Below are 486 nucleotides of genomic sequence, written 5' to 3'. Positions count from 1 at the left end.
CGACTACACACAGGAGGATTTGTTCGCGCAGGTGGCGGGGGAGAGCGCGGAGCATTCCGTGGAGGACGGTGAGGAGGAGCCGGCTGAGGAGCAGCGGGTGGCGGGGCCTGTGGAGCGGCGGTGGGTTGCGGGGCACGATGTGCGGCACGTCGAGTATGGGCATGGGTGGGGGCAGGGGAGTGGGGTCGGGCGGGTGACTGTGCGGTTCGAGACGCCTGAGTCGGAGCCGGGGCGGGTGCGGACGTTTCGGGTTGATGATCCGGGGTTGGAGGCGGTGGAGCCGTTGCCGTTGGTGCGGGTCAGGTCTGCGGGGTCTGGAGGGTGTGGAGGGTCCGGGGATCCGACGGGTGGTGCACGGGTGCTTTGGGTCGGGGTCAGGGGGGGGGGCGACTACACACAGGAGGATTTGTTCGCGCAGGTGGCGGGGGAGAGCGCGGAGCATTCCGTGGAGGACGGTGAGGAGGAGCCGGCTGAGGAGCAGCGGGT

Annotated in this window: 1 pseudogene; it reads left to right on the top strand. The window is 70.0% G+C overall.

Annotated elements, in window-relative coordinates:
* Positions 1 to 334 (top strand): annotated as a pseudogene (locus ADK36_RS50075) (DNA polymerase IV); the annotation flags it as partial.
* Positions 335 to 486 lie beyond the last annotated feature (152 nt).

Source organism: Streptomyces viridochromogenes, assembly GCF_001270495.1.
In the GTDB taxonomy this organism is placed as follows: Bacteria; Actinomycetota; Actinomycetes; order Streptomycetales; family Streptomycetaceae; genus Streptomyces; species Streptomyces viridochromogenes_A.
This window is presented reverse-complemented; position numbering and strand designations above follow the sequence as displayed.